Source organism: Natrinema halophilum (assembly GCF_013402815.2).
Classification (GTDB): domain Archaea; phylum Halobacteriota; class Halobacteria; order Halobacteriales; family Natrialbaceae; genus Natrinema; species Natrinema halophilum.
The window spans coordinates 3,302,953-3,325,186 of record NZ_CP058601.1 but is presented as its reverse complement, the minus strand read 5'-3'; the positions used below and the strand labels follow the sequence as shown (position 1 = coordinate 3,325,186).

16 protein-coding genes are annotated in these 22,234 nt (G+C 60.0%); 6 read left to right on the top strand and 10 right to left on the bottom strand.

Features of this window, described 5'->3' with window-relative positions:
* Positions 1-91: 91 nt before the first annotated feature.
* The 8 genes from HYG82_RS36680 to HYG82_RS36645 form a co-directional block, all read right to left on the bottom strand.
* Positions 92-1,198: an ABC transporter ATP-binding protein gene (locus HYG82_RS36680; RefSeq protein WP_179262472.1), complete on the bottom strand. Its 1,107-nt coding sequence runs from the start codon at positions 1,196-1,198 to the stop codon at positions 92-94.
* On the bottom strand, positions 1,195-2,298 hold the full coding sequence (locus HYG82_RS36675) for an ABC transporter ATP-binding protein (RefSeq protein WP_179262470.1): 1,104 nt from the start codon (positions 2,296-2,298) through the stop codon (positions 1,195-1,197). Before HYG82_RS36675 ends, HYG82_RS36680 begins: the two co-directional genes overlap by 4 nt.
* 5 nt (positions 2,299-2,303) lie before the next feature.
* Complete coding sequence (locus HYG82_RS36670; RefSeq protein WP_218834180.1) at positions 2,304-3,389, bottom strand: ABC transporter permease; 1,086 nt, start codon at positions 3,387-3,389, stop codon at positions 2,304-2,306.
* A complete protein-coding gene (locus HYG82_RS36665) occupies positions 3,376-4,401 on the bottom strand; it encodes an ABC transporter permease (RefSeq protein WP_179262468.1) in 1,026 nt (341 codons plus the stop codon). The genes HYG82_RS36670 and HYG82_RS36665 overlap by 14 nt, the downstream gene beginning before the upstream one ends.
* Positions 4,402-4,418: 17 nt before the next feature.
* Positions 4,419-6,128, bottom strand: coding sequence for an ABC transporter substrate-binding protein (locus HYG82_RS36660; protein ID WP_179262466.1), 1,710 nt, complete (start codon positions 6,126-6,128; stop codon positions 4,419-4,421).
* 180 nt (positions 6,129-6,308) lie between these two features.
* Positions 6,309-7,235: a HEAT repeat domain-containing protein gene (locus tag HYG82_RS36655; protein ID WP_179262464.1), complete on the bottom strand. Its 927-nt coding sequence runs from the start codon at positions 7,233-7,235 to the stop codon at positions 6,309-6,311.
* Positions 7,236-7,420: 185 nt separating this feature from the next.
* Entirely contained in the window at positions 7,421-7,642 is a 222-nt protein-coding gene (locus tag HYG82_RS36650; protein ID WP_179262462.1) for a hypothetical protein, read from the bottom strand.
* A 125-nt stretch (positions 7,643-7,767) separates the two neighbouring features.
* The gene (locus HYG82_RS36645; protein WP_179262460.1) at positions 7,768-8,127 is read right to left on the bottom strand and encodes a hypothetical protein; all 360 of its coding nucleotides are present in this window, start codon (positions 8,125-8,127) and stop codon (positions 7,768-7,770) included.
* 196 nt (positions 8,128-8,323) lie between these two features.
* Here HYG82_RS36645 and HYG82_RS36640 point away from each other — a divergent pair, with 196 nt between their 5' ends.
* From HYG82_RS36640 to HYG82_RS36620, 5 genes are all read left to right on the top strand, one after another.
* Positions 8,324-9,763, top strand: a complete 1,440-nt coding sequence (locus HYG82_RS36640; RefSeq protein ID WP_235217723.1) for a PKD domain-containing protein — start codon at positions 8,324-8,326, stop codon at positions 9,761-9,763.
* A gap of 129 nt (positions 9,764-9,892) precedes the next feature.
* Positions 9,893-11,677: a cellulase family glycosylhydrolase gene (locus HYG82_RS36635; RefSeq protein ID WP_179262458.1), complete on the top strand. Its 1,785-nt coding sequence runs from the start codon at positions 9,893-9,895 to the stop codon at positions 11,675-11,677.
* Positions 11,678-12,010: 333 nt separating this feature from the next.
* Positions 12,011-12,703, top strand: coding sequence for a helix-turn-helix domain-containing protein (locus tag HYG82_RS36630; RefSeq protein WP_179262456.1), 693 nt, complete (start codon positions 12,011-12,013; stop codon positions 12,701-12,703).
* 482 nt (positions 12,704-13,185) lie between these two features.
* Complete coding sequence (locus HYG82_RS36625) at positions 13,186-15,165, top strand: cellulase family glycosylhydrolase (protein ID WP_218834179.1); 1,980 nt, start codon at positions 13,186-13,188, stop codon at positions 15,163-15,165.
* 231 nt (positions 15,166-15,396) lie between these two features.
* The gene (locus HYG82_RS36620) at positions 15,397-17,232 is read left to right on the top strand and encodes a cellulase family glycosylhydrolase (RefSeq protein ID WP_179262454.1); all 1,836 of its coding nucleotides are present in this window, start codon (positions 15,397-15,399) and stop codon (positions 17,230-17,232) included.
* 1,372 nt (positions 17,233-18,604) lie between these two features.
* Here the strand turns inward: HYG82_RS36620 and HYG82_RS36615 are convergent.
* Positions 18,605-19,375 carry an IclR family transcriptional regulator gene (locus tag HYG82_RS36615; RefSeq protein WP_179262453.1) on the bottom strand — a complete coding sequence of 257 codons (771 nt, stop codon included), beginning with the start codon at positions 19,373-19,375 and terminating at the stop codon, positions 18,605-18,607.
* 170 nt (positions 19,376-19,545) lie between these two features.
* Positions 19,546-20,709, bottom strand: coding sequence for an acyl-CoA dehydrogenase family protein (locus HYG82_RS36610; RefSeq protein WP_179262451.1), 1,164 nt, complete (start codon positions 20,707-20,709; stop codon positions 19,546-19,548).
* 422 nt (positions 20,710-21,131) lie between these two features.
* Between HYG82_RS36610 and HYG82_RS36605 the strand changes: the two genes are divergently transcribed.
* Positions 21,132-22,190 (top strand): TAXI family TRAP transporter solute-binding subunit, encoded by a 1,059-nt coding sequence (locus tag HYG82_RS36605; RefSeq protein WP_179262449.1) that lies wholly within the window; start codon positions 21,132-21,134, stop codon positions 22,188-22,190.
* Positions 22,191-22,234: the final 44 nt, after the last annotated feature.

The window sequence follows — 22,234 nt, the reverse complement described above, 5'->3', positions numbered from 1 at the left end:
TAAAACTACGGGTACAGTGATAGAATCGTCAGCGGTAACAGAAACGTTGCCTTTTTTCAGGCGGAGGATCCACTGAAGACGGCGGGGTGCGTCAATCCGTGGTTGGCGACTGCGCCGGGGCCGTACCGTCGGCCGAGTCATCGGTCTCGGTGAGCGGCGTCGACGACCAATACTCGTGGTCGTCGACCTCGCGGAAGCACGCGACCTCGTGGTCGGTGCCCGCGCCGACGGAGTCGGGGTGAGCCCGCCGACATGCTTCGCGCGCGTCGGGACACCTGGTGTGGAATCGACAGCCGCGTGGAGGATTCTGCGGATCGGGGATATCGATCGTTCGAACCGGTGGCTCCGCCGCGTCCGTCCCGGTATGGAGGTCCGGCGTCGCCCACCGAAGCACCTTCGTGTAGGGATGTTTTGGGTCGGTGACGATCTCCTCGGCCGGACCGATCTCGACCAGTTGTCCGAGGTACATCACGCCGATCCGTCCGCCGGCGTGAGATGCCAGGTATCGCGCGTTCGAGAGGTCGTGAGAGACGAACACGAACGACGTGTCGAACTGATCCTGCAGTTCAAGCAACAGATCCATCATCTCGACGCGCAGTGAAACGTCCAGTGCCGAGATAGCTTCGTCCGCCAAGATCATATCGGGATCCATCAACAGCGCGCGGACGAGCGCGACGCGTTGTTGCTCACCACCGGAGAGCTGGTGGGGATATCGACCGGCATAGTCGGCTGGCGGTGTCATTCCAACCCGTTCTAACATCGACAGGATCTCTCGGCGTCGATCGCCCGTGCTCATTCCGGACTGCCATCGCTTCAACGGGTCCTCGAGGATTTTCATCACCCGACGATTAGGGTTGAGTGCGCTCCCCGGGTCCTGATGGATGATCTGGAGGGAACGGCGAATCTCGTCGTAGGGGATCGCAACGTCCCCATTCCCGTCTTTCGCGTCCCAGATGTCCTGGCCCCGATACCGGACGCTTCCGCCGGTCGGTCGCTGGAGCCCGATCGTCGTCTTCCCGAGGGTCGTCTTTCCGCACCCGGACTCTCCGACGAGTGCGACGACGTCGTTTTCTTCGATATCGAGCGAAACGCCGTCAACGGCTTTGACGACGTCCGGATCACCGAACTCCAATAGACCCTGCGATTCCTCGAAGTGAACTTCGACGCCGTCGAGCGAGATGAGTGGCTCCCCCGTCATCGGTTCTCCTCCGCGGTCGATGCTTTCGGTTCCGCGTGTTGCTCCTCGCTGGTGAAAGGGACCGCCTCGGCCGCGTCCTCCCAGTGAAAACACGCAACCTCGTGGTCCGGACTGGCCGACTGGAAATCCGGATCGTCGGCGACGCAGGTCTCGTCGGCGATCGGACACCGCGGGTTGTACGAACACCCCTCCGGGACGTTCACCGGATCGGGTGCGGAGCCTTCGATCGGTTGCATCTCCTCGAGCGGTGCGTCGAGGTTCGGCGTCGCGTTCAGGAGCGATCGCGTGTACGGGTGTGCTGCGTGGCGAAGGATTTCCTCAGTCTGGCCGATCTCGATCAGTTCGAAAGCGTACATCACGGCGATGCGATCGGCCAGTTCGGCGACCAGCGGCAGGTCGTGTGTGATGAACACCATCGTCAGATCGTATTTTTCCTGCAGGTTCTCCAGCAACGAGAGTATCGAGCGCTGCATCAGCAAGTCGAGTGCCGCCGTCGGCTCGTCCATGACGAGTACCTCGGGTTCGAGGATCAACGACAGGGCGATCAATGCCCGCTGTTGCATGCCGCCGCTGAGTTCGTGCGGATACGAACCGAGAACGCGCTCAGGCTCGAGGTACAGGTCCGAGAGCAGTTCGCGGGCGCGCTCCATCCCTGTATCGACGTCGTAGTCGTGGGCAACGAGGGTTTCCTCGAAGTGTTTGCCGACCTTCATGGTCGGATTGAACGAGCTCATCGCACCCTGGAAGACCATGGAGATATCCTCCCATCGAAGGGACTTCAGCTCCCGTTCCGAGAGACCGAGGACGTCGACGGGCGCTCCGTCGTCTGGGTAGTACGTGATCTCTCCGGAGAGCACACCCGGATCGACCACCGCGTCGAGAATCGACGAAGCGAGCATCGACTTGCCGCTTCCACTCTCGCCAACGACTCCGATGATCTCACCGCGCTGGACGTCGAGGTCGACGGTGTCCAGAACGCGGGAGACGCCGCGGTCCATCCCGAATGTGACCTCGGCGTTCCGTATCTCGAGGACGGTATCGGACGTGGTTTGTGAGCTGTGCGTCGCCGTCTGCGTCAGTGGTGTGTCTTGCTCAGTCATAGCTATTACATCGGAGGATTAACCTGGGGATCAGCGTCGTCGTCTTGAACCGTCTTGCCTTCGTGACGGGTGCGGACCCGGGGGTTGAACAGCTTGTCAGTCCCCTGTGAGAGCAAGATCAGTGCCAACGACAACGCGATGATCGGAATCATTGGCAAGATGAGCATGAACTCTTTCCCCGGAACGGTCATCGCATTGTTTTCGTTGTACGCCCAGTCGAGCATCACGCCCCAGTTTTCCGCCGTAGCGCCGCCCAACAGCCCCAGGTAGTACAGCGCGATGCTGTCGTAGACGACCCGGCGTGCGGCATAGACGAAGTTGACCGTGATATACGGCATCAGGTTCGGCAGAATATCCTTCCGGATAATCTGCGGGGTGGAAATACCCATCGTGCGTGATGCCTCGACGTAGGATTTCTCGCGGAGTGAGAGCACCTGCGAATGGATCGTCCGCGCGAGCCCGGCCCAGACGTTGATCGTGATGAATATCCCGATCACGTAGGGAGAGGACGGCTGAAAAATCGCCATGAGCACGACAACCAGCGGCAGACCGGGGATAGCAACTGCCACGTCGACGATGGTGTTGAGCACCGTTTCGACAGTCCCGCCTTTATACCCGGAGACGGTCCCGACGAGTGTTGCCATAGCCGTCGAGAAGACTCCGCCGGCGATGATCATCTGCAGCATTCCCGGCGTCGCCCAGAGCAGCGCCGATAGAACGTCGACGCCGTTGTCGAACGTTCCGAGCGGCGTTTCCCAGTTCTCGAACGGACGAACGCCCGTCATTTCTGGCGTAAGGACCGTCGGACTCCGCGGTGTCTCGAGCGTCCACGGCGACCCGACCAGGTTGAGTGCGTCGTTCAGGATGGTGATACCAATCTGGTGGAGCCAGACGATCACGGCCGTGATGACGAAGGTCGTGATAATAATCAGGGCGACCTTCGTCCGCCAGTCCGACCAGGCGATTTTGAACGGGGCGACGATCGATTCGTCGACGACCTCCCGGGCTTGCTGACGGCGCGTCACGTTCGTTACCGCCGATTCACCGAACATTCCGCCATCGGTCCGTACGTCGTCGTCAGTAGGCTTCACCTTGATCACCCGATTTGATCCGCGGATCCAGGAAGCTGTAGGTCACGTCTGCGATGAACGTCGAGATCACCATGCATACCGAGATGACGATGAACGTTCCCATCATGAGCGTGATGTCACTATTGTTTATCGCCTGAAACATCCGATATCCGATGCCTTTGTACTGGAAAATCTGTTCGAGCACGACGGACGCTCCCAGCATGGAGCCAACCGCGAGCAGCAGGCTTGTGTACAGCGGGAGAACGGCGTTCCGACCGACGTATCGGAGTGCGATCCGCCGGGATGGGAGGCCGCGAAGTTCGGCAACGCGGACGTAGTCCTCGCCGAGTGTCTGGATGCTGTTGCCGCGCATCGAAAGCGCGAGCAAGCCGTACCCGGTAATGATATACGACAATGCGGGAAGCGTCGCGTGTCTGAGCACACCCCACGCGTACGCGAGGGTGAGGCCGGGTTCGATTTGGTACTTTGCAGGTCGCCGTCCGGCCTCCGGGAATAGTTCGAGGATCGGGGCGTCGCTGTGGCCGACCCAGAGGATTAGCAAGAGCGCGGCGACGAAGTAGGGTATCGAGGTCGTGACGGTCCCGACGATGGTGTTAGCGAGGTCGAATCGGGATCCTTCTCGATAGGCCATGATCGCGCCCAGCGACAGGGAGATGGCGAACATCCCGAGAGTCGCGAGCGACATCACGAGCAGCGTCCACGGGAGCGTATCGGCGATTTCTGCGCTGACGTTTTTGCTCGCTACGATGGAATACCCGAGATTACCCTGGGCTAATTCCGTCATGTACGTTACGTACGCCTCGAAGATCGACGCATTCGGATCGAACATGAGGCGGCTCTCGATCGATTCACGGATGACCTCTCGGCTTCCACCACCGCCTGATTGTGCCATCCGAGCGATCATCTTCTCGACGATGGAACCCGGAATGTTCCACGCGAGAACGAACGCGATCGTAATGACCGACCAGATCGTAAACAATGCCTGTCCTGTTCGTTTGATGTACCAGTTCATAAAAACGTGTGAATGGATCAGTCCGTTTTCTTCATCAGACCGGGCGTGTCGTAGCCGTCGAGGCTCTCATCGACCTTGGGGAGCCACCACAGCGGCCAGTAGGAGTAGCAGTGTGGGGATTCTGCGTCGATTTCGAAGGGGCCTCCGTGAATGAACGATTGTTCGTATTTCTCCGTGACGTAGATACAGGGCACGTCTTCGTTGACGACGCGAGCCAGGCGTTCGACGATTTCTTTCTCTGTCGCTTCGTCGTTGGCAGTTGCAAACGCCTGCAATTCGGCTTCGATGTCGATCGTCTCCCCATCGAGTTCGACCGTGGTAGGGTAATTTGCGAAGTGCTTCTCGGTATTGAACGTTCGATTTCTGAGGATGAAATCCAGCGAGAAATACGGATGGTTCATGCGCGGTTTCCCGCCATCCGTGTGCCTGGCGACGTAGACATCGGTCGATTCCAGATACCCCCCTGGACCCTCCTTTCTGGGATCACCGGACGCATCCCAGCCGGCATCGTTGAGGTGGTCGACGATGGTCTGGGCTGCCGTCGCCCAATCGGACCAACTCTGTGGATAGGTCAGTTCGACCGTGATTTCGCCCATGTCGTAGCCCGCTTCGGAGAGTAATTCTTCCGCTTTGTCGACGTCGCGTTCGTAGACGGTAAATCCGTCCGGTTCCTTGGAATCGAACCACTCGTCGACAGTCTCCCACGTCAATCCGGTCGGCGCTGGATGGTGGCTGATCTTCGTACTCTCACCGACGGAGGTGATGACAGACTCGCGGTTTATCGAGTAATAGAGCGCCTGGCGGACCTCTCGCTGATTCCAGGGCTCTGTCTCGTGATCGAACCAGATGGCCATTCCGAAACCGCCGGGAATCCGGAACTCGTGAATTTCTTCCGGGAACTGCTGCAGGACGTCTGGATCGACAAACAGGCTATGCTGACCGTCAGTGTCGCCGTTGATGAACGATTGATGGGCCTTGTTGTTGCCATCGCGGTGTTTGACCCGGTAGCCTTCCCAGTTGTAGTGGTCAGCCAGGTGATGATCGGCGTGGTCATCGAGACCGTCTCGGGGCTCAGTCTGAGCGTAATTATCAGTGTGATCCGTCAGTCCGATCGGTCCCGACGGATCGGGGTCTAGAATCTCGACGCCAGCCGGGTCTTCCTCCCAGTTCATCCCCTCCCAATTCTCGGGAGAATAAGCGGCTTGCGTACCGAGTAATGCATATTCAATGATGTCCTTGTTCGTTCCCTCCGGATACGAAATGGTCAGTTCGTACTCGCCGGTCGCCTCCGCACCCTCGATGAACTGCCATATCGCCTTATCGGCCGCCTTGAAGATATCGAGCTGGAAGACGAGATCGTCCGCGGTTACGTTGTCACCGCTGCCCCACGTAAACTCCTCCGAGAGCGTGAGGATCATCTTCCCGTTCTCGTGGGTCCACTCTTTGATCAGGTGCGAATGGAACGTATCTTCCTTGATCAGGTACTGCGTCCACTGGGCGAACATGCCGAATCTGTCCTGTGGTATTTCCCAGCCGGCGAGGAGATTCCAGTGGTAATTACTGGGATCGAAATTGACCTGCGTCGCATCGAACCAGTCGTTACCACCGCCTCCGCCGCCATCGAGACAACCAGCGACTGCAGCGACACCCGTTGCACCCGCAAGCGATACGAATTTTCTTCGGGATACTATATCGCTATAGTCCCCACTTCGTTGGCTTCGAACCATACGGTTCCCTAGTCAACGTTGCTCACACATAAATTTAGTCATATTTTAATTAGCAAAATTTTTCACAAGTATTGTGTGAAGAGATTTTTCAGCAATTATTACAGGGGCTGACGATCTCTGGTGGGACCGCTCACTGCTGAACGGTCCAGACGGAAAGCGGATCATCGAATACGATGACACTCAGTGTGACTCGGCGATCCAGTCGGCAGTATCGGCAGCTAATTCCTCGAGATCGCCGGTGGCATCGTCTGCCAGTTCGCGGAGTGGGTCGACCGCATCGACGGCTTCCGCAAACCCGAGTGCTCGGACGGCGTGTGCACGGACGAACTCGGCGTCGTCGTCGAGACGGGCGATCAGCGCGTCGGTCAGGGGCGTTGCAGCCGTCGGATCGACTTCGGCTACGTTCGCGATCGCGTCGATGGTCGCCGCGCGGGCGATGGGCGGATCGTTCGAGAGGGCAGGCGAGAGTTCGTGTAGTCGGTCGGCGACCGCGTCGGGTTCTCTGGCCGTGACCTCGACGAGCGCATGAGCTGCAAGTTCCCGAATTCCGCTGTTGCGAGCCCGTTCTTTGACGATCTCGTTCCGACGCGACGTTAGCGTATTCGTGATCGATAGCCGCTGATCTGGAGGGAAGTCCTGCAGCGCCGCCGAATTCGGAGCCCATACTTCCGGTGGATCGATCAATACGTCGAGAAGCGCGTCCGCTTCCGGAACGAATCCGCGCGGATCCTCCTCGAGAAACGGAGACAGTGCTCGGGCCGCTCTGTACCCCGTCTGTGGAGGGTGCTCGTCGAGTTTTCCAACCAGCGCTGGAAGTCCCGGTCGAACAGCGTCTGGATGGTCGTCCGCGATACTTGCAAGGACTGCAGCAGCCGTGCTCCCCGCGACGGGGAAGTCGTCGTCCAGGCGCTCGATGACGTGCTCGCTAATTTCCGCGACGCGACTGGGATCGTCGACTGCGACGAAGAGCACGCATCGCAACGCGATGTTTCGAACCTGTCCACGTTCGGCATCGAACAGCGCGACAACGGCGTCGAGGTCGACGTTTTCGGGATCGTTCCGTGCAGTCTCGAGGAGTTCCTCGTCGTCCGGGACCTGCGTAGACATACGTAGCGATAATCAGCTACAGATAGAAGAACTTTACTATGGGCCGCATCGCCTAAATATTAGGTAGTTGCGGCCTTTTTCGAGGTTCGTTTGTGAAGACGATACGCGACCGAAGAGGGATAATGAGAGGTAACGAGTCGATGGAAGAACCGCGTCGGTAGGAACGAACACGGAGGACGCACACGCTATCGCCGTTTGCACACCCATAACACGATGGCGATTCCGAACCCGGTCAGCCCGAGAATTACGAACACGAGCAACGAGACGACGATCGTTCCCGCTGACTGTTCGCCGAGTCCCACTGCCGCTGCGTTCAGGACAGCCATCACGGTGACGAAGACGAACATGAGATAGAAAGACGAGGAATGCGCACACACGATGCTCCAGAACTCCTCGCGGACACTCATGTTCGCCCTCCTACTCGCGGGACGATATGACGTTGCATACCAACTCATGGCCACTGGTCGACAATAAAATATACTGACCGTTCGGGCTGGGATCAATGATCGATCACCTCGTGTAACCAGTTTGATTACGGCATGAATGGCGACAGCAGTGGTTCGCGGGAGATCAACAAAACGACGTTGCTGCTCGCAAAGAGGGCATACAGGATAACGACGGACGTGACGAAGACGACGTCGAACGGCCTCGAAAGGAGGGAACTGATACCGACGACGATGCCAGCGTAGATGAGTGCAGCGAAAACGACGCCAGTTAGCCCGAGGAGGTCGTACAGAAAGACCGTAATCGGATTCAGTTCGGTCGCGTATGGGACGACGAAGAACAGAATCGTCGCGACGAGGTCGACGAACCAAACGCTGAAAAACGCAGCACGAAGACTGGAGGTCCCCGGCCGATCCAATCCGATCTCGCGTGCGGGTGTTTCCACCATCGTATCTGGATCGACGCGTCACCGACTATTACGCGTTTTACTTGCTGTATCCGGCAAATGAGATGGGTTCACATCTGCCACAATACGTGTTAAGAACTAGTAAAAATCTTTATTCCGTTTGTGAATCAAACGTATGATAGCATCCATAGTGGGTGTTGGTAGCAGCAGACGAACGACGAAAGCATACCAGTACATCATGAGTGAGCAGACATCGACACGAACGAACGGTCGTCCGAACGAACCCGGAAACGAAACTGTACAGCACGAAAACAATGGAACTGAGGATGCGAGACACAAAACTGCAGGCAACGACGCCCCACACCAGAAATTCGCGATGGCTGATGAGACGGGTGGTACTGTCCGTCGGACGTTCTTGCGATCGGCCGCCGTAGTCGGATCAGTTGCCCTGCTCGGGAGTACGACGGTGGCCGCCCGACAGGAGAACTGCCAATCGTTCGCAACGACCACGGTCGGCGGCGGGCAGTTTCAACTCGTCAACAACGACTGGGGGAGTTCCGACGTCGACATGTGTATCTGGACGGAAGACAACGGCGACTACGGATACGAGTGGTCGACGCGGACGAGTGGCGGGCCGCCGAATTACCCGCAAGCCCTCCTCGGGACGAAACCCTGGGGTTCGGATACCGGGGTACGGGACTTCCCGATCCAGCGAGGGGACGTCGACCAATTAGAGCTCGAGGTCGACATCGATCAGAGCATCTCCGGCGGCGAGTGGGACCTCGCCGAGGAGTGGTGGTTGATGGATGCGCCGGTCTCCGAACAGTCGGAGACACACACCCACGAGATCATGCTGGTCCTCGACTGGGGCGGCGGCCACAGTCACGGCGGTACGAAAGAAGAGAGCGTCTGGACCGACAAATTCGGCAACACCATCGACTACTGGGTCCACTACGGTGGCGGCGGCGGCACGAGCGCCGACTTCCACATCTTCCGGGTCCAGGGCGGCCTCACATCGGGCCGTGTCGACCTCAAACCGGTCATCGATTTCATGAGCGAGCGACACGGCGTCGGCGGCCAGAAGTGGATCTCCGGGATCGAACTCGGGAACGAATACTGGCAAGGCAGTCAGGGCGACGTCACGTTCCACCAGTTCGACGTCACCATCAACGGCACCACCTACTCGAGCGGGAGCGGCGGTGGCAGCGGCAATAGCGGGAGCGGCGGTGATAGCGACGACGGCACCGGTGGCGATAGCGGAGACGATGGCGATAACGGATCCGACAGCGGCGACGGCACCGGTAGTGATGACGGATCTGGAGGGGATGACGGCACCGGTAGTGATGACGGATCTGGAGGGGATGACGGTACCGGTGGCAATAACGGATCTGGGGGCAATGACGGTACCGACGGCGGATCGTCCGATCCGATCGCGACGCTGTCTCCGAGCACGACGTCGGCGAGCGTCGACGAGCGGATCACGTTCCACGTCCAGGACACGTCCGGCGTCGGCCGATGGATCACCGATCTCGAGTGGGATTTCGGTGACGGTACGACGGCCACGGGCTGGTGGAACGCCCATCGATACGATGCGCCCGGGACGTACACCGTCGAGTTGCTGACCACGGCGAACAACGGCGACCAGACGATGTACGAGGTAACGATCACGGTATCGTAAGGGGTCCACCCGTCGCGAAACGGACTACCGCACCCGTTCGGCCTCCGTAGTCGATACCCGCCGAGCGGAACCGACACTCGACTGCTGAGGGAGACCGGGGGCAAATTATCAGACACGAAACTGACACGAATGACAGACTACCCACAGAATATCGAGCGGACGGTCGAGAGGGGAACAGGCAGCAATACCGAGAAGCGCCAGAGTACGGAGAGCCGGGGCGGCGACGGACGAGATGGACACGCGTCTCGGCGCGTATTCGTGAAGTCGACCGTCGGGTCGGTCGCGCTGGCAAGCGGATTGCAAGCCGTTTCGGTCGGCGAGGCGGCCACGACTACCACCGAAACGCCGTGGTTGCACCGTGAGGGCAACCGCATCAGGGACGCCACTGGGAATGAGGTACACTTGCGGGGCGTCAACGTCGTCGATCCGAAGCGGGCCGCCGCGGAGTGGCGAATGGACATCGAGCCGCTGATCGAACTGGCGACCGACTCGAGTCAGGGCTGGAACGCGCGTATCATCCGACTACCGATGCAGCCGCAGGATATCGGTGATCACGGCCCTGGGACGGCCGCACCGACGCCAGGATTCACCGAGAGCCAACTGGAGACGTATCTGGAGACGTACGTCGACCCGGCAGTCCAGACGGCCGAAGACGTCGGCGCCTACATCATGCTGGATTACCATCGACATTATCCCGAAGGGCCGGACTGGGATTCCCCGGAACTCGACGAGGAGATCCGGACGTTCTGGAACCACGTTGCGCCGCGGTACAGCGACCGTTCGCACGTCATCTACGAACTGTACAACGAACCGACGACGCCGTATCCCGGTGCTGGTGACCCGACGGACGAGGTCGGCGTCACTGACCCGCGTGCCGAGGAGAACTATCTCTACTGGCGCGAGACTGCCCAACCATGGGTTGACCTGATTCGGTCTCACGCGTCACGGAACCTCGTCGTCATCGGGTCGCCGCGGTGGAGCCAGTTCACCTACTGGGCACCCAAACACGAATTCCAGGGCGACAACCTCGCGTACGCGGGTCACGTTTATGCCCACGAGAACCTCCGCCCGTTGTCGACGCACTTCGGCGAGCCGTCCGAGGAGGTCCCGGTGTTCCTGAGCGAGTTCGGGTACGGCGAGGAAGGCCCGCCCTACCTTACGGGTACCACCGACGTCGAAGGACAGCAGTTCCTCGATCTCTTCGACACCTACGACATCCACTGGCAGGTCTGGTGTTTCGATCACACCTGGTCGCCGGCTATGCTGAACCGAGACCACGAGGTCGCGAGCCCGCACGGACGGTTGTTCAAGAACCGCCTGCAAGCCACCGGGACCGGCGACCCGTCGAACGGCAGCGGGTCAGACGACACGCCGCCGGCGCCACCGTCGAACGTGTCCTCGCCGGCCCAGACTCGTTCCACCGTCGATCTCGCCTGGGAACCCCCGTCGGACTCGAGCGACGGCGATCTTGACCACTATTCTGTGTACGTGGAGGGGAACGTGAATCAACAGGTCGCGGCCGGAACGACCGCGGCGACGGTTTCGGATCTCTCGGCGAACACGAGCTACCAGTTCGGCGTCTCGGCGATCGATGCCTCCGGCAGCGAGTCGCCCGTTGCGACCGTCTCGGTGGAGACCACAGCGGATGACGGATCGTCCGATCCGATCGCGACGCTGTCTCCGAGCACGACGTCGGCGAGCGTCGACGAACGGATCACGTTCAGCGTGACCGATACGTCCGGCACAGGGCGGTGGATCACCGACCTCGAGTGGGAGTTCGGTGACGGCACGACGGCCACGGGCTGGTGGAACGCACACCGGTATGACTCGGCGGGCGCGTACACCGTGGCGCTGACGACGACCACAAACACGGGCGACGAGACGGTTCACGAGGTGACGATTACCGTCTCATGAGACCGATCAGCGGAATGGAGAGAAATAGACCGTACCGACTATGACGCCGGAACTCGCCAGAGAATTCGACACGCTGGGTGCACCGGCAGGGCTGCCAGCGCCACACCACGAGACCCGGTCTGTGGTTACCAGATGGCGCTCACGACCCGGAAGCAACTTCGCTACCGCAGCCGGATCGGTCCGCGTCCGGACCACGATAGTCCCAGCCAGCGTCGTCGGCAGCCGTGAAATGACGCTGCCAGCGCCCCAAGGTATCAATGCATGTGATGTCCAGAACCCTCACGTGAACGGACGACAACCCGCTGCCCCCCCTCGGTCCACCGAACTGACACCATGCTGTCCGTCATCGGTGACGGCCTGGATGGAACGGGGTCGACGACGATGAGCCTCGTCGTCGAATACCAGATCAACGGGCCGCCGATCACGCTCCCGCAGGCGGCGGCAGTGGTCCCTGAATCGACGCTCGAGATCCAGAACTGGCATCTGGACGGGGGCGAAATAATCTGGTACGTCTGGGCCACTGGCGATGATGCGAGCCGAATCACTGCTGCCTTCACCGACGTTCCGAACGTGGTCGACGTCGGTGTCATCAACGAACTCGACGACAGGGGCCTGTTCTGGGTCGTGATGGACCTGACACTCGACGAACCGCCTGACGACCTGTGCAAGCAAGGGACAATTATAGACGCTCGCATTCGTCCCGACTGTCTCCAGTTCACGTCACGCGTGTCGGGTCGAGAGTACCTCCGCGATGTCTGGGAGTACTTCCGCTCGAACGACATCGACGTGACCGTGTTACGATTACGTCAGGCAACCGAAACGAACGAGCCACGGGACCAGTTGACGGACGCTCAGTTCGAAGCACTGTCGACGGCCTACGAGATGGGATACTTCGACGAGTCCGAACGCGTCACACAGGCCGACATCGCCGAGGAACTCGGTATTTCGTGTTCGTCAGTATCCGCGCGATTGCGCCGCGCACAGCACCGACTCCTCGAAGAACAACTCTTCCAGTCTCTCGGGTAGGCTCACGTTCCGACATGTGCATATAATAGGACGGAATATGACGGGTAAATCTAATATCCGATCATTATTAAAGATAGATTGCAGTGTGGTGCAGCTATGACCCGGCGTCGTCGGCGGTTCGCTCACGAACCGCGAATGCGGTCCACCCTCGCGTCTCGAGCAACGGTGGATTCCAGCGATCGACCACGCCGGAAAGTCGACTCCGGGCGGCGCCTACCCGACACGTGAAAGAACGAAATATAATGATTCGACCCGATCGCACGACGACTGTCGGATTCGAACGCGTTGAATCGCGAGAGGAAGCAACCGGCTGGCTGAGTCCTTCATCGGGTTCGGATCGCGTCCGATACTCAACCGACCACGACGAGCGACCGGGTCAGCGACCCGAGAGCGTCGACGGTCCGAACAGCTCTGGCGTCTCTGCTCCGCAGTCATACTCACGAACGCACCGTGACGACACGATACTGAAAAAATAACCAACGATGACAGATTCACGCGACGAAGATCAGACCGATACGCATCGTCTTACTGAACACGCTACCGATCTCGACACGTCGAGACGTTCGTTCATGCGAACGTCCGTCGCCGCAGGTGCCCTCGGTGCACTCGGGACGGGCGCGACCGGTTCGACGGTCGCCGCATCGTCGGGCATTTCGACACCGCCGTTACACGTCGACGGCAACCTCGTGAAAGATCCGGACGGCAACACGGTCACGCTCCGAGGCGTCAATATCGCCGATCCGAAACGGATCAACGTCACCGCGCCGGCTCGCGGAAAAACCGCCACACAGGTCGTCGACATGGTTACCGACGCGAACCAGGGCTGGCACGCACGCGTCGTCCGACTCCCAGTCCAGCCGGTCGACATCGGCGAGCACGAACCCGGCCAGGGCCCGCCCCCGGTCGCGTTTACGGAATCGCAACTCGAGACCTATCTGACCGACCACCTCGATCCGGTCGTCGAGCACTGTCGCCAGCGCGGCGTCTACTGCATCATCGACTATCACCGTCACCGGGACATCAAGTGGACAGACCCGGATCTCGACGACGAAATTCGGCTGTTCTGGGACGTGGTTGCCCCACGCTATGCCGATCAGTCCCACGTCCTCTACGAGCTGTACAACGAGCCACAGGAACCGGGTATCTGGGGCGATCCGAGCGCCAAAGACCACTGGGCGGACACCTGGCGGGACTGGAAGGAAACCGCCCAGCCCTGGGTAGACGTCATCCGATCGCACGCGCCGGAGAATCTCGTTCTGGTCGGCTCGCCCAGCTGGTCCCAGAGTCCGGAGGGAGCGCTCGTCGAGCCTTTCGAGGGCTCGAATCTCATGTATACCTATCACATCTATCCGGGCCACAACGTCAGCCGCGATCAGGCCTGGGACGACGCGTCGATGAACGGCGGCGGAGTCGCCAACGTCTACGAAGAGTACCCGATGTTCGTCACAGAGTTCGGCTGGCAAAGCGACATTCGGAGCCGCTACCTCCGGGGAACGACGTCGGACTACGGCCAGCCGTTTATGGACTGGATGGAGCAAAGCGACGCCATCCACTGGACGGCCTGGTGTGCCGACCCGATCTGGCTGCCGGCGATGTTCGATCGGGCGTTTACGGACAACGACACGCAGGACTCGATCGGCAATCCCTACGCGGAACCGGTACCGGAACTGTGTTCCGACAGGCCCTGCGAGTGGACGACCCTCACCGGCGAGAACATGGGCGGGTTCATCAAGGCGACGCTCTCGGACCTGCGCGACGACAACGTTCCGGGCGAGGGAGGTGGCGGTGGCGACGGCGATGCGACCGCGCCGACCGCACCGACGTCGCTCTCGGTCGACGGGACGACCGAATCGTCGATCGACGTCTCCTGGAACGCCGCCACCGACGCCGGTGGCAGCGGTCTCGATCATTACAACGTCTCCGTCGACGGCTCGGTCGAGCAGCAGGTCGCAGCGGACGTAACGAGCGCGACCATCACCGACCTCTCGGCGGACACGAGCTACACGATCGGGGTCTCGGCAGTCGATGGTGCCGGCAACGAATCGAGCGCCGCGACGACGACGGCGACGACCGGCGGCAGTGACGGCGGTGACGGCAGTGATGGCGGTGAGGGCAGTGACGGCGGTGATGGCAGTGACGACGGTGATGGCAGTGACGACGGTGACGGCAGTGATGGCGGTGACGGCAGTGAGGACGCGCCGTCCGGCGACCCAATCGCGAAGTTTCAGCCGAGTACGACGTCCGCCAGCGTAGACGAGCGGATCACCTTCCACGTGCAAGACACGTCCGGTGTCGGCCGGTGGATTACCGATCTCGAGTGGGAGTTGGGTGACGGCACGACGGCGACGGGTTGGTGGAACGCCCACCAGTACAAGTCGCCGGGCACCTACACCGTGGCGCTGACGACGACCGCAAACAACGGCGACCAGACGACCTACGAGATGACGATTACCGTGTCCTAGAGCCACGCTTCTGACTCGCCGCTGCCCTGCCCCGCTGGTGCGCACACCGCGTTTACGATGGCACCGTCCCCGCGACATCACCACCAGGTGTAGTAATCTACAGGCTAAAGCGCACCCCTGGTTTCAGCGATCGCTGACCTGCCCGGGGCCCGGCGCGAGTGTCAGGACGGACGCGTGGAAACGAGGCACAGTGCGACTCGAACGATCACGACCAATAGAGAGTACCTACCAATGGCACGACGAACGTACAACGCAGACGGAACAGACGAACCAACGACCCATGCGGACGGACCGACTTCGGACGGCAGCGGCGGTCCTGGAACCATCTCACGCCGGAACGTGATGCGGGCGGTCGGGACGACCGCGCTCACCGCCGGACTGGCCGAAAGCATCGTCGGTTCGGTCGCGGCGGTTGGCATCGACACACCGTGGCTCCACCGCGACGGCAATCTCATCCGCGACGAGTCCGACAACAAGGTCATTCTTCGCGGGGTGAACATCGCCGATCCGGCTCGACTGGCGCGGCGCTGGCGGAAGAAAGACTGGTCGGACGTTTTCGAGAAGGCGACGGACACGAGCGAATCGAACGACGGCGGCTGGTACAACCGGATCATCCGAGTGCCGACACAACCACAGGACATCAGCGGCGTGAACAATAACCTCTCCCCCGCCCACGGCGACGACTGGGGGCCGCTGCTCCCCGGGCAAATCGACGAATCGGACATGGAGGCGTACTTCTCGAACTACATGGACCCGCTGGTGGACGCGGCCGAGGAAGCCGGCGTCTACGTGATGATCGATTACCACCGGCACTTCCCGGTCTTCCACCAGCCACAAAACGAGTCCGACCTCGGCGAGTACCAGTGTGGAACGGAGAGCTTCCCGAACGACCTCGGTTTCTGTGGCGAACGCGGCGTCCTCTGGAACTCCGAGGAGCAAGCGTCCGAGATCGACGGCTACACCGAGGAGTACGCCGCCGAACTCGACCAGGAGCTCGAGATGTACTGGAACTTCGTCGCGCCGCGATACAGCGACCGCTCGCACGTCATCTACGACGTGTATAACGAGCCGACCGGCCCGTACGCGGGAGACTGGGGATCGCCGACGGCGATGCCTCAGAGCGGAAACGGCGAGGGCGGCGATGACGTCGACGTCGTCGAACAGGAAAGCAAACAGTACTGGGACATGTGGGTCGATCGGGCCCAGCCGTGGATCGACACCGTCCGGGAGCACGCGGATAACCTCCTCACCATCGGCTCGCCCCGGTGGAGCCAGTACACCTACTGGGCCCCGCACAACGAGTTCGACGGCGACGACATCTGTTACACCGGTCACGCCTACACCCACGATACGCTCCGCCCGCTATCGACGTACTTCGGCGAACCCGCCGAACAGGTCCCGGTGTTTTTCAGCGAGTTCGGCTGGGCCGAAGGCGGCGGCAAGGACGACTTCGCCTTCCTCGAGGGGACGGCCTCCGAGTACGCACCGGAGTTCGAGGACTTCATCGAGAACTACCCGGTCCACCCGATCGCCTGGTGTTTCGATCACACCTTCGAACCCGCCTTCTTCAAACATAGCACCAGCAAAGACAGCACCTGGGAAATCTGGGAGTACGAGGCCCGCCCCGGGCAGTGGTGGCAGGAGTTCCTATACGAACATCGAAACGCCGACCTGCCGGGCGGCGGTTCGAGCGGTGGCGGCGACGACGGCAGCGGTGACGGCGGCAGCGGCGACGACGGCAGCGGTGACGGCGGCAGCGGCGACGACGGCAGCGGTGACGACGGCAGCGGGGACGATGGTGGCTCGTCCGGCGACCTGATCGCGAAGATGAATCCGAGCACCACGTCGGCGAACGTCGACCAACGAATCGCGTTCAGCGTACGCGACACGTCCGGTTCCGGTCGGTGGATCACGGACCTCGAGTGGGAGTTCGGCGACGGGACGACGGCGACGGGTTGGTGGAACGCCCACCGATACGACTCCGCAGGGTCGTACACCGTCAGACTAACGGCGACGGCGAATAACGGCGATGGGACGACCCACGAGGTGGCGATCACGGTCTCGTAACGACTCCACTCGTCGGGGGTGATGTCGACCGGGACGTCCACATATAATAGTACTATAGGGGGAATTCGAGTCCCCCCGTTGTGAACTGTGATAATTAGTGTCACATCGCAGAAAGCCGTCTCGCGAGGAAGTGCAGGCATCCTCTTCCTGAATCCGGTAGATGCTGTCTTTGGATAGCGGACGCCGACCGTACTCTCCGAGTTCGCCGACGGCACCTGTTTCGGCGGAACCGATATCCGGAACTGAGCTGACGCCGGCGGGTTTGAAAACGGAAGCGGAACGGAAGTAGTCTCTGCCAGCGGACTTCGGCCGAAGTGTGACGACGGCGGCTGAATTGGGAGGAGCATTTCGAGGAGCATCACCGTCCACCACTATCTCCGGATTCGAGTTCGGAGCGACTTCAGTTACACAGGCGGAGGCGAGATGTTTCAGATGCTTGAATGGATCGATGACGTAACAGGGTTTCTTTAATTGCGTTCGAGAGACGTAATATGTCGATACAGAGTTCTAGATGATTACTGGTGACGCGCTGTCTGCACTCTTTTGCGCTGATTCGAGCGGCTATCTTCCTTCCAGCGAACGAGCCCTCGCCGAAAGACGGCAGGTGATATCGTCGAGTACCGAACTTCTCGAGCGGTATCGACTGGTCCCATTCGCTCTATTCGTAGGGTCTAACCACCGAGGAGCGTCGACCAAGACGGTTGCGGTATCGTATTTCTCACGACTGGGGTGGCCGGACACGATATGGACGACCGTACACTGAGAACGACAAAATAAAAAATCACCAGGACTCCCTTGCTATCAGAACACAAGATAAGTATATATTTTTGCATACTCTCGTTTCGATGGAGACGGAATACTCATTTCATTCGGTCCATGACAGTAGTACGATTGTTATGGATTTCGAAAGGTACCAACCCGAGGGAGGGAACTTTTCGTGTCTAATTCCCCTGCGTCAGTTGGGAATGGTGCGGTGACGGTGTCCAATTAGCGACGCACCGGTAAAGGGCCTGTCAGCCGACGAAGATGTGTGACGGGCTTTCGTCACCAGACGGAATCGTTTCTCTGGATAGAACGCGTTCGGTCCGAAATCGAACTCGCGAATTGATCGGTTGATTGTTCGGATGGGGTGCTACGGTGAAACCAATCTCGAGGAAACGACGCCAGGTGGGGCTTCTGACACGAATTCGACATTCGAAGAACAGGTTCCGTCGACTGGAAAGCGGTCCGTACATACGACCGGTGATATCGATCTACGCCGCCGAGTTTCGGATGGTGAACTGCCGATCAAAACCATTCGATCCGATAGTTCGATCAAGAACGGGCGTCCGACAGAATTCGTTCCGGTCGTGAATGCGTACAGCGGGTACTGTTAGCTGTACGCGAGCGTTACCTTGATCTCACCTGCTTTGTCCCGAAGTCGGGTGAGAAGGTCATCGTGAACGTGGGCATCGGTAAGCCGGCTGGTCGGCCCGAAAGCAGCAAGCCCCCCGAGAAAGTCGCCGTCGGGCGTGTAGACGGGAACGGCGACTCCGCGAAGGCCATCCATGAGTTCCTGATCGTTCACCGCATACCCCTGCTCGCGGATGCTCTCGAGTTCGTCGAACAGCGCATCCGAATCCGTGATCGTATTCGGCGACAACGCCTCGAGACCGACGTCGCGGACGTACTCGTGTACCGACTCGTCGTCCCACTCCGCGAGAATGACCTTTCCGGACGCCATCGAGTGAAGCGGCCGTCGCTGACCGATCATCGTGTTCGACAAGCTTCCGTATCGGTGGACGTAGACGGCCTCGTTATCCTCCTCCACGACGAAGACCGCCAGTTCGTCGGTTTCCTGGCCGAGTTCGAACACCGCTCGTTTGGCCGCCGTGTATCCCATCCTCCGGGATCGGGCTTGTTCACCCAGTTCGACGAACCGAAACCCGACGTAGTACCGCCCGTCGCGTTCGATCACGTACCCGACTTCGGTAAGCGTCTGCAAGTGTCGATAAACGGTACTCTTTGGGAGATCCGTTCGCTGCGTAAGATCTGCGATCGTGACACCCTCTGTCTCCTTGAGCGCCTCGAGGAGGGCAAACGTCTTCCTCGTCGTCGACACGCCGATACTGTCGGCCTCAGTATCACCCTGTTCCGTGGTCATATCAGGTCCTATCCGCACAGCGTAATCAACGTTCCGGAGACTGAAACGAAAGTCTTACTCGATGGTCGGGCCGACTCAAATTCGGACCCGGTGCAGCGAACAGAAATCAGGAGAGACCGGCGGAGAATACGGGTGAAAAATCGAAGCGCTACGTCAGTATGAACGAGTTGCTACTGATAGGCGGAGATGCCGGTAAACTCCTCACCCAGTACGAGCGTATGGATGTCGTGGGTGCCCTCGTACGTGTAGACCGTCTCGAGGTTGGCCATGTGACGCATCGGCGAATAGTCGGTCGTGATTCCGTTGCCGCCGAGCATCTCGCGTGCGATACGGGCCTGGTTTCGGGCGATCCGGACGTTGTTGCGCTTCGCCATCGAGATGTGCTGGGGGCGCATGTCGCCGCGCTCTTTGAGTTCGGCGAGACGGTAGGCCAGTAATTGCGCAAGCGTGATCTGCGTTCCCATCTCCGCCAGCTTTCGCTGTTGGAGCTGAAATCGGCCGATCGGACCGCCGAACTGGTCTCGGTCCTGTGCGTACTGACGCGCCTCTTCGAAACAATCGCGGGCAGCGCCGATCGCGCCCCAGGCGATCCCATAGCGAGCCTGGGTAAGACAGGACAGCGGCCCCTTCATGCCCGAGACGCCCGGTAAGACGTTCTCTTCGGGGACGTAAACGTCGTTGAGGCCGATTTCGCCCGTAATCGAGGCGCGCAACGAGAGCTTCTCGGTGATCTTGTTGGTCGTGACGCCGTCTCGGTCGGTCTCGACCAGGAATCCGCGGACCGGATTGCCGTCGTCCGAACGGTCGCGTGCCCAGACGATGGCGACGTCCGCGATCGGCGAGTTCGTGATCCACGTCTTCGAACCGTTCAAAACGTAGCCATCGCCGTCGCGTTCAGCCTGGGTCTCCATTGCCGACGGATTCGAGCCGTGTTCGGGTTCCGTCAGTCCAAAGCAGCCGATCGCCTCGCCCTTACCCATCGCCGGCAGCCACTCCTCTTTCTGTTCCTCGCTCCCGTACGCATGAATGGGGTACATGACGAGCGCGCCCTGGACCGACGCCATCGAGCGCAAACCCGAATCCCCCGCCTCGAGTTCCTGCATCAGGATTCCATACGCCGTCTCCGAGACGTTTGGCGAACCGTACCCCTCGAGATTTGGTGCGTAGAAACCGAGCTCGCCCATCTTGGGGATGAGTTCTTTCGGAAACGTACCGTTCTCGAAGTGGTCACCGATGTCGGGTTTGACGTGTTCCTCGACGAATTCCCGGGCAGTGTCCCGGATCATTTGCTCTTCCTGGTCCAAGTCATCTTCGAGTTGAACGAAATCCAGCATACCTAGGCCTATGCAAATGGTACAATAGGTATTGCGATACGGATTAGCCTCTCAACGGACACGAGGGGGAAACGACGGATCGTTTCCAACCGATGGGGCTGGTCTCGTCGAGTGGGTTTCCTGGGCAACGATCGAATCTCGTCCGAACGGAAACCCATCAGTACGGCGGGTGGCTACGGTTCGAGAAAGGCTCGGTGACGCCTTCGATCACGGAGCCCCGCTGGCAACTCGACACGTGGTCGTCTCGCTCGCTACAAGATTACACTTATACCACCGATTAAAGTCGGATGATGCGCGGGCTAATTCATTGCGCAAAATGACAGTAAGAGACCCTAAAACCCGACTGATGCTGATTTCGAGCATCGGCGCAATTGTCCTCAATAGCAAAGGGTTTATTAGTCATTAATCTCAATTAAGGTTCTATGCCTAGAGGCCTTGACAGCGCCGGTAGCCGCCGGCGTACATTCCTGAAAGGTACCGTTGGAGCAGTTGGACTCACATCACTGGCTGGCTGTTTCGATAATTCCGGTACCTCCGGCGATTCCGGCAACGGTTCGGTACCCGGAGCGGACGGCGAAATGATCATGACCACCTCGACGGAGACGACCTCGGCGTATTCCATGAGCCAGGTCATCGCGAACGCCGTCTCTCAGAACTCCGATCTCACGGTTCAGGCCCGACCGAGCGAGGGAACCAACGCCAACATCGGTCGCCTCCAGCGCGACGAGTCGGATATCTCGTACATCCAGAACTGGACGGCGAGCAAGGTCGCAAACGGGGAAGACCCCTTCGGAAACCTCGACTACACGCCGTACCAGGTGTTCCACCTGTACGACCTCGCGTGGTTCCTCTGTACCGCAAACGACGGCTGGACGAGCGTCTCCGACATCGGCTCCGGCGACCGCATCTCGCCGACCCCGAGTGGGTCAGGGACTGCCGAAATGCTCGAGTACGCACTCGGTTTCGTCACGGAAGACTACGAGCGCATCAGCATCGACTACGGTAGCCAAGGCGGCGCTATGAGCGAGGGCCGCCTCGACGCTGGCGCAGGAACGTTCATCAACGGCAGCGTCGAACCCGGGTGGCTCCAGCAGATGAAGGGGACGGTCGATCTGCGCTTGTTGCAGTGGCCCGACGACACCGTCTCGGAACTCGAACAGGATCCCGCTATCATCGTGAACTCGGTCGACACGACCGCGTTCGACAACTACGGATACGCACCTGACACGCTGAACACGCCCGGGTTGTCGTACAACTTCGTCGTGCGTGACGACTTTAGCGGGGAAACTCTCAAGTCGTTCCTCAACACGCTGTGGGAACAACGCGAGGGGCTGGGCGAGAGTAACGCGCTTCTCGGACCGATGACGGAGGGTGAACACTGGACGAAGAACAGCTACACCACCCTGCCGTTCCACCCCGCGGCTGCAGAGTTTTACAAGGATAAGGGGGTCTGGAACGACGAGTACGAAATCGGCGAGTGAAGCGAAGCGCCCCACGGACGGCACAGAGTCCACCGATCACATCC